Source organism: Sphingobium sp. 3R8, from assembly GCF_020166615.1.
Taxonomy (GTDB): domain Bacteria; phylum Pseudomonadota; class Alphaproteobacteria; order Sphingomonadales; family Sphingomonadaceae; genus Sphingobium; species Sphingobium bisphenolicum.
On sequence record NZ_JAIQXR010000044.1, the window covers coordinates 1 to 7,282 of the forward strand.

General features: G+C 58.0%; 11 protein-coding genes. 9 read left to right on the plus strand and 2 right to left on the minus strand.

All coding sequences use genetic code 11. The features are described 5' to 3' along the window. Nucleotides 1-289 precede the first annotated feature (289 nt). The 6 genes from K9B33_RS22595 to K9B33_RS22620 all read left to right on the plus strand — a co-directional run bounded on the left by K9B33_RS22595 (nucleotide 290) and on the right by K9B33_RS22620 (nucleotide 3,454). Nucleotides 290-718 carry a hypothetical protein gene (locus K9B33_RS22595; RefSeq protein WP_224551369.1) on the plus strand — a complete coding sequence of 143 codons (429 nt, stop codon included), beginning with the start codon at nucleotides 290-292 and terminating at the stop codon, nucleotides 716-718. Further along, nucleotides 715-1,203, plus strand: a complete 489-nt coding sequence (locus tag K9B33_RS22600; RefSeq protein ID WP_224551370.1) for a helix-turn-helix domain-containing protein — start codon at nucleotides 715-717, stop codon at nucleotides 1,201-1,203. Before K9B33_RS22595 ends, K9B33_RS22600 begins: the two co-directional genes overlap by 4 nt. A gap of 17 nt (nucleotides 1,204-1,220) precedes the next feature. After that, a complete protein-coding gene (locus tag K9B33_RS22605) occupies nucleotides 1,221-1,457 on the plus strand; it encodes a hypothetical protein (RefSeq protein WP_224551371.1) in 237 nt (78 codons plus the stop codon). Between the two features lie 2 nt (nucleotides 1,458-1,459). Continuing rightward, nucleotides 1,460-1,657, plus strand: a complete 198-nt coding sequence (locus tag K9B33_RS22610) for a hypothetical protein (protein WP_411974052.1) — start codon at nucleotides 1,460-1,462, stop codon at nucleotides 1,655-1,657. 41 nt (nucleotides 1,658-1,698) lie between these two features. Then, nucleotides 1,699-2,061, plus strand: a complete 363-nt coding sequence (locus tag K9B33_RS22615) for a hypothetical protein (RefSeq protein WP_224551373.1) — start codon at nucleotides 1,699-1,701, stop codon at nucleotides 2,059-2,061. A 70-nt stretch (nucleotides 2,062-2,131) separates the two neighbouring features. Then, nucleotides 2,132-3,454, plus strand: a complete 1,323-nt coding sequence (locus tag K9B33_RS22620) for a phage major capsid protein (protein WP_224551374.1) — start codon at nucleotides 2,132-2,134, stop codon at nucleotides 3,452-3,454. A gap of 33 nt (nucleotides 3,455-3,487) precedes the next feature. Here the strand turns inward: K9B33_RS22620 and K9B33_RS22625 are convergent, their stop codons facing one another. Beyond that, nucleotides 3,488-3,718 carry a helix-turn-helix domain-containing protein gene (locus tag K9B33_RS22625; protein ID WP_224551375.1) on the minus strand — a complete coding sequence of 77 codons (231 nt, stop codon included), beginning with the start codon at nucleotides 3,716-3,718 and terminating at the stop codon, nucleotides 3,488-3,490. 153 nt (nucleotides 3,719-3,871) lie between these two features. Here K9B33_RS22625 and K9B33_RS22630 point away from each other — a divergent pair, with 153 nt between their 5' ends. The 3 genes from K9B33_RS22630 to K9B33_RS22640 are packed head-to-tail and all read left to right on the plus strand — an operon-like array spanning nucleotide 3,872 to nucleotide 5,391. Next, nucleotides 3,872-4,027 (plus strand): hypothetical protein, encoded by a 156-nt coding sequence (locus K9B33_RS22630; RefSeq protein ID WP_224551376.1) that lies wholly within the window; start codon nucleotides 3,872-3,874, stop codon nucleotides 4,025-4,027. 56 nt (nucleotides 4,028-4,083) lie between these two features. After that, nucleotides 4,084-4,395 (plus strand): hypothetical protein, encoded by a 312-nt coding sequence (locus tag K9B33_RS22635; RefSeq protein WP_224551377.1) that lies wholly within the window; start codon nucleotides 4,084-4,086, stop codon nucleotides 4,393-4,395. A 27-nt stretch (nucleotides 4,396-4,422) separates the two neighbouring features. Next, a complete protein-coding gene (locus K9B33_RS22640; protein ID WP_224551378.1) occupies nucleotides 4,423-5,391 on the plus strand; it encodes a hypothetical protein in 969 nt (322 codons plus the stop codon). 261 nt (nucleotides 5,392-5,652) lie between these two features. On the opposite strand, the gene K9B33_RS22645 is transcribed toward K9B33_RS22640, so the two are convergent. Further along, nucleotides 5,653-6,999: a hypothetical protein gene (locus K9B33_RS22645; RefSeq protein ID WP_224551379.1), complete on the minus strand. Its 1,347-nt coding sequence runs from the start codon at nucleotides 6,997-6,999 to the stop codon at nucleotides 5,653-5,655. Nucleotides 7,000-7,282 lie beyond the last annotated feature (283 nt).

Below are 7,282 nucleotides of genomic sequence, written 5' to 3' on the forward strand. Positions count from 1 at the left end.
ATCGCAAATGATCCTCCCTCACTCCCGCATAAAACCATTGCGTGGGAGGGTAGAACAGCGCGGGAAGCACGCAAATCTGCGACTGAGGGAGCGTGGGAGCTTGCGGGAGGCAAATTGGAACAAGGCCGCACACATGCGCGCGAGTGCATGTGCGCGCGCGGATGCGCGCACGTAGGAGCTTACTTCCTTCCTCCCATGCTCCCTCAATCAATCAACTTATTGATATCATTACTATCTATCCTCCCACTATCCCTCCCTTGAAAGGGAAGAAGAAATGATAAGCTCCCAAATGCAGTTTGAAGGCCTGCTTTTGACCGGCTCGCCATCGAATACCTTCGCCGACTTCTATCGCGATCATGTCCGTCATTCGCATGGTGCTCGGCTCGCTGCCGACCAGTTGAAGGCGGCTTATGAAGGCTGGGCCGATAAGCATGACCTGGCAACCAGTTCGCCCCGTGCCATCAGGTCATTCATGGAGGCGAACGGCCATCGTCATTCGAAGTCCAGCACTGTGTTCTACCGGGATGCCGTGCTTGGCGACTTCGCGGGCCAGCCGGTGCCCGCGCGATCAATGCCAGTGACAGATGGTCGCAAGGTGCGCGAAGCGGTGAGCGTCACGCTTGACGACCTCGATCAGATCATCACGGAACTGCAAGGGATGCGCGCTCGTATGGCTCGCATCAAGGCGAGCCTGTCGCCCAAAGGGGCGGGCCGATGAGCGGGGTGAGACGCCAACGGGGGGTGGGTCAAAAGTCTGAAAGCCCCCTGCCCCCTGCACCGCCATGTGTCTCATTTGCAGAGTTTTTTCTCACCGATGGAAATTCTGACCTGTTCGGCAATCCGATCGGGACGCCTAAAGCCCCTCAAAGCCCTTCTGGCCGCGCTACACCTTCGAAGACACCGGAACGGGCCAGCATCGTCAGGCGGATGGCTGAGGCGGGCCTGACGCGGCGGCAAATCGCGCAGGAGGCGGGTATCGCTGAAAGCACTCTCTACCAGCATTATTTTTCCGAGATGGGCGGTCGGGCGGGATGCCCCGGTCGGCGTGCCCATGTGCCGACGAACGCTCAACGGAGTTTTGTTTCGAGCCGCGCCACTGCCGGCGCGACGGCGCAGACGATCGCGATTGAGATGGGCCTGTCTGCCCCGACCGTTCGCAAGCATTATCGCGATGAATTGAACCGCGCCCATGGCGGCGTATAATCCTCGAGGAGGAAACCATGCCAAATCACGATCCTGCCATTCCAGATACGAGCGCGATCGAGGCAGTGCGCGGCCCGATACGCCGCCTTGCCGAACGCTTCCCCGATCGCGAGCCGATCGACCTCGCGCTGGGCGCGCTCTATGCGTCGCACGACCTAGCGCAACGCGCCGGAATGGATCCTCATAGCGCCATAGAATGGATGCGGACGGCTGCGGACCTCATGGAGCGCCAATTGTTGGAGCGCGCGCGTTGACCGTGCGCAACCGGCTAGACCTCATGCCTGACGCTGTGCGGGGCGCAGTGCTTGAAGCGCTGGACGAAATGTCCCGACCGATGACGGTCCGAGAGATCGATATCGCTCTTGCCGGACATCTGACACGGTCACAGCGCAAGCCAATAATCCGCGCACTGCTGGCATCGGTCGATTTAATCGCCGTTGTTCCTAAAGGATGAGGCACCTGCGCGTCTTTGCTATGGCACGCCCAGCGCGGCCGATGGCCGAACGGCTGCTGGTGTGGGAGGCTGCGGGGAGTGAAGGCTCTATCGCGGAGCGGGCGGCAAGACTGGCCCGTTCCGTCGCAGCGGCCGCGATGGCGGAGATCGACCAGGACGAGGGCGATCGAGTGATAGCACTGTTGCGCCAGTTGGCTCCCTCCTTTGTCGATCGGCTTGCAACCGATCCCGAATTTTCCACCGGCGCTCTAATCGTCAAGGAGCGAGTTCGGCGACTGGAGGCGCGGGGCGGCAAACATCTTCCACAATCAGAATGGTGCGAAGAGAATCGGCAAGTGCTTCACGCGGTCGCCGCGACCCTGGCCCGACGCTATCGAACATTTTTGTCCGATGTCGAAAAATAGTTGCCGTAAACCGGTTTTTCGGCAGCGGAGTTGTGCCAGCTAGACATGGTCAATCGATCGGAGATTTACCATGGCACCGCTTACCCTTCCCGTTCCCCGCGCTCTCCAGACCAATTCCGGCAAGCTCCCTCGTCTGCGGGCATCGCAAGACGTTCTTGGCACCATTCAACAGGTGACGGCGGCCTTCGATGAGTTCAAAGCGACGCATAACCGTCGCTATTCCGATATCGAAAACGCGATCAACGAGATCAGCACAACCCATGCATCACTGCGCCTTGGTGGCGGAAGCGGCAACTTCACGGCCGAAGACCCGACCTATAGCGCGCAGTTTTCCGCCTATTTTCGTAACGGCGCGGGCGAAGATGAGATCAGGGCGGCGCAACAGGCAGGCGGGCACTCGCAAATCCATGCTTCCATGTCGAGCGGCAGCAATGAGAATGGCGGCTATCTGGCGCCTACCGAATGGGACCGTCGCATTCAGCAGGCACAGCTTGCAACCAGCCCTATGCGCCGCCTGGCCCAGGTGCGCACCACCACCGTGGGCGCTTACTCGACCGTATGGAACAGCGACCAGTGGGGAAGCGGTTGGGTCGGCGAGACGGCGGCGCGTCCCGCGACCAGCACGCCCACGCTGTCCCCAATCACATTTGCCGCCGGTGAAATCTACGCGATGCCCGCCATAACTCAGCGGCTCCTGGATGATGCTCAGTTCGGCGTAGAACAATGGCTGGCGACCTCTGTGGAACGCGAGTTCAACAAACAGGAGGGTATTGCCTATATCTCCGGCAACGGCGTCAACAAGCCCTATGGCCTGTTGCAATATGTGCCGGGTGGCGCTGCTGAAACGCAGCATCCGGGCGGCACGTTGGGCATCACCATTTCAGGTCACGCCTCGACCATCCCGAACACCGACGCGCTGGTGACTTTCGCCTATCAGTTGACGGCACCCTATCGTCAAAACGCAACCTGGCTGATGAATAGCGCGACCGCCGCGACCATCGCCAAAATGAAGGACGGCCAGGGCAATTACATCTGGCGCGAGAGCCTGATCGTCGGGCAGCCTTCGACCTTGCTTGGCCGCCCTGTCGAAATCGATGAAAACATGCCGAACATCGAGGCAGGCGCGTTCCCGATAGCGTTCGGTGATTTTCAGTCCGGATATCTCATCAACGATCGCACCGGCGTTCGCATCCTGCGCGATCCCTATACGAACAAGCCCTATGTGATGTTCTATTCGACCAAGCGCGTATCCAGCCTCTGTTGGGTACGGCAAAATCGCCTTGCCGCAGCCGTGCAAAGCGTTTCTCTAAGTTCTTTCGGGCAAGAGCCTGCCTGTCCATTACAACTCCTGTATTGTTGGTTATGGACAATATTACAACATACATGTTGTTAAAAGCAATATGATTAACAATCTATGTGTTGTAAATTATGCCGCGCCATAACCTTTAAACAGGGCCGCTGGCTCCACCCCTAGCGCTTCCGCTATGTCCAGAATGGTCATCACGCTGATCGAACGCTCGCCCCGTTCCACTAGGCTAATGAAATTGCGGCTCAAACTCGCGCGGTCGGCAAGCTCGTTCTGGCTCAACAGACGCTCTTTCCGCAAACGGCGGATTTCCTGTCCCAAGACAATCAGATTTTTGCGGTCGCGTGTCACGTGCGATGGGTGGCACGCAACCGCCGATCTGACTGCAAACTGCCAGTTGGAATTTTTTTAGCACAACCTGTCTCCGTTCAGCTAAATGCAAACTGTGAGTTATCATAATCTGGATGCGGCTCACGGGGAGCCGTTTTTGGTGGGAGAACGAATATGTCGGGTGAATCGAACTGGGCCGGGAAAATTGGCGAGAGCAATTCCAGCGATAGCTACGTGGATTTCAGAAATAAGGGCCTGAACCACGATCATGCCAATGAGGCCGTTGCCGCCGCGAAGCGGCAGCAGGAAGCCACGCAGAAGAAGAGCTGATCGTATTGGGCTTCCGGTCTGATGGCCGGAAGCCTTTTTATCAGGGGACCACCATCATGAGAAAAAGTGTTGGAAGCGTGGCGGCATTGGCCGTCGCGATGGGATCGGCTGCGCCCATTTTGGCGCAGCCGATCGTTTTCAGGGAATGCGTTCAGGAGCGCAACGAACTGATTGCCGAGTATTGCGTCGGCTTGTCCGCCCAGGCTCTGCCTACCTGCAAGCTCCGGTATGAGAAGGCGGAACAGGTTTGCAACGCCCGCTACGCGCGCGCGGCAGAGCAAAACCGCCAGACCGACGCGATCAGAGCCAAAAAGGCGGCGGCGTTCGAGGCCGCGCGTCAGAAACGCGCCGCACAGACCCCACAGTAGCTGCCCGCAAGTTTGAGGGAGACAAATATGATGAAGCGTAAAATGCTGATCGGTGCGGCTTTGATCTGCACCACCTTTGCAGCCGTCAATCTCGCCCAGCGCGGCGACGCGCAAACGGGCGGCGGCTTTGTCGGAGAATATGGCGGCACGTCGGACGGCGGCAAGGCCGTCGCGACGATCCGGCAAACCAGTCCCGGCAACTATACCATCGACCACACCATTGTCGGCACCCGCGACGGCTGCGGCGGCTCTGTTCGCGGCGCGGCCAGCGCCAGCGGCAACGTCATGGAATTGCGCATACCCGTCCTTGAAACGATGGAGACATGCGTGATGACCTATCGCAAGAACGGGTCAGGACTGGCCGTCAGCGAGAGAAGCTGCGGCTATTTCCACGGGCGCAGTTGCGCCTTTGACGGCGCTCTGGTTCGTAAGGCCGGGGGTCGGAACCAGCAGGGTGCATTGAGGTCGCGCACGACCACAGATGAACCCGTAGTCGGAATGATGGAAGACGGTGGCCCGGCGGGAGGCGCGCTCGTGACGCCGCAGGGCAGACCGAAAGTCAGTTCGTTCAGCAACGAGTGGTATGCAGCGGATGATTTTGTCGCGGTCGATGACAGCAGCGATCTCGGCTTGTCACTGACGGCCCTGTGCTATGGGTCGCCTCTCAAACCGATGATGGGGATTGATCCGACCATTCTTATCCGTGGGTTCAGAGCGCCGGACCCGGAAGCGTTTTCAACACGGGAACGCCTTCGCCTGTTTGCGAAAACGCCGGTGCTGACACTCACCGCGTTCAACGCAAAAGGAAGCAAGACGGCGGTGATGACATTCGGCAGGATCATGCAGGACGGAAAGCCCTCCTTCTTCCGTCCGCTGTCCGCAGCCGAATTGTCCCTCATCAAGGCGTCGAGTCGGCTACTGGTGTCGTCGGGGCAATGGGCTGCGGCATTCACCGGGCGCGGCGCGGCACGACAGCTTAGCGGCGTGCGATGCTGATCGGCAGGGTTCAAGGGGCAGGCCACGCCCCTTGCTCATGGGGGTGTAGGGGGAGCTGGGACGCTCCCCCACGAGTGATGCACCGACGATACGGTGCATGACATCAGGAGGCTCGATGCCGTATGATGTCACTGGCTAGAGGGATGCAACGGGAGAGCGCAGCGTCTCCCTTGCCAAGATAGTATGGGTATTACCATACACATCTTGCGATCAGCTTTAGCGGATCGGGTCGGTATTACTCCAGCATACTTAGGCCAAAGATTAGCTGAACTTGACTGTAGGCCGAACAACCTCTCGGGTCAGGGCATGAAGGAGGCTAGAAAGGGCCAGCAGGATCGCGTCATCTTCTTCGCTAGAGTAGGGCGAAATCAAACTGCCGTGCATCACCTCGTTGCGAATTTTCTCCCAAGCATCGATCTGCGACTGCTCTATCACCTTGGCGGCTTTCAGTTTCGACAGCACATATCGGGGCGTTGCTTCTGACGCTCTGTGCACCGCGCCAGTGGCTATACTGCGGAACCGATCAACGGTCGCCTTAGGCAGATGTGGAGCCTTCCATGAAGCAATGTGCTTTGCGATTGCCCCTATAGCTTCATGTTCCGCATCGTCTCTTTTGCTGCCGCGCGGGGCAAGCATTCGGATCAATCCCTCAATGCTGCTCGCAAACGTCAATGCCCAGACCCAGCGCGAGCCCCGCGACGCCTGAATGACCTCTTCGTAAAGTTTGGTGATCTTGTGCCCTTCAAACTGACCTGCCTTAGCAACATGGCGGAGCAGATCAGCATAGAGCTGCCAGAACCTATCTTTCCCCGTCACATCTTCTTCCTGCCACAACCCGGCCCAATTGGACTCTAGGTGCCAAGCCGGTGCCGGTCCAACCCGAACCATTGCACCTCCTTTCGGGAATGAACGCGCGACCAGTCTGGGAAATATCAACTGACCAAACAAAATCCGGAGCGGCTCGCCCAACCAGTTTTCCGTGTATGTCAGGGGCAACATCTGGCTACCGATCGTTCGGATCGTCAGCATATCGGTCTTTGCATCGAAACTGAAACGCAGGGTCGCTTCGCCGAGATCAAGTTCATATTCAGGCTGGAGGCCGCCATTCAGCTTTGCGGTTGTTACAAAATGAGCAAAAAACAACGATGCGCGGTGTTGGCGGGGAACAATGAACCGAACCTCTGTAGCCCCGTGTTGAGAGGGGGCTACGGTCGGATCATCAATCATCAGACCTTCACATTCACCCGTAAACATCCACTCCTCATTATCTGTCTCAACACGGGGAATCGTCCAGCCTGCGGCGAACTCCGTGCCATCATCGGCGGTAGCAATCAGGCGAAAGCGTTTAAGACCATCGTAGCGATTTTCCCTCTGTCGCAGCATCTGTTTCAATGTGTAGGCAATATCAGTTGGTTTGCCATAAAGCGTATATTCAAAGCTCCGCGGGCTCCCCAAAAGTATCTCTCCCCTCCCTTGGACGATTGACGGTTCGTGATCGCCCGCGAGAAGCTCCATGTTTGAAAACGTGAGTGTCTGAGGCGCTCCGGCTAGATGCCGCCAACGGTCGAGAACAGGATCGCTCCGATCACCGCTTTGCTGTGAAATCATGTTCAGTCCGTACTCACCGGGGTAAAAATATGCAGATTTTGAGCTATGACCGCGCAAACATCAATAAGGTATCAATCTCATACGCATCGGCGGCGCGCAGAGCAGCGATGTAGGCTCCGCGCTTCTCGTCTGAATTAGGGTCAGGATGCAGACCTCGACACCTTCTGACACACCGTCAGCGCTGGCATGAGCGGTATCAGTCGCCCGGCTACCGAGCTAATTTCGTGGCTCAGGGTTTAAGGGCGAATTGTACGAACGGATTTTTCATCTCAACGAACTCTTC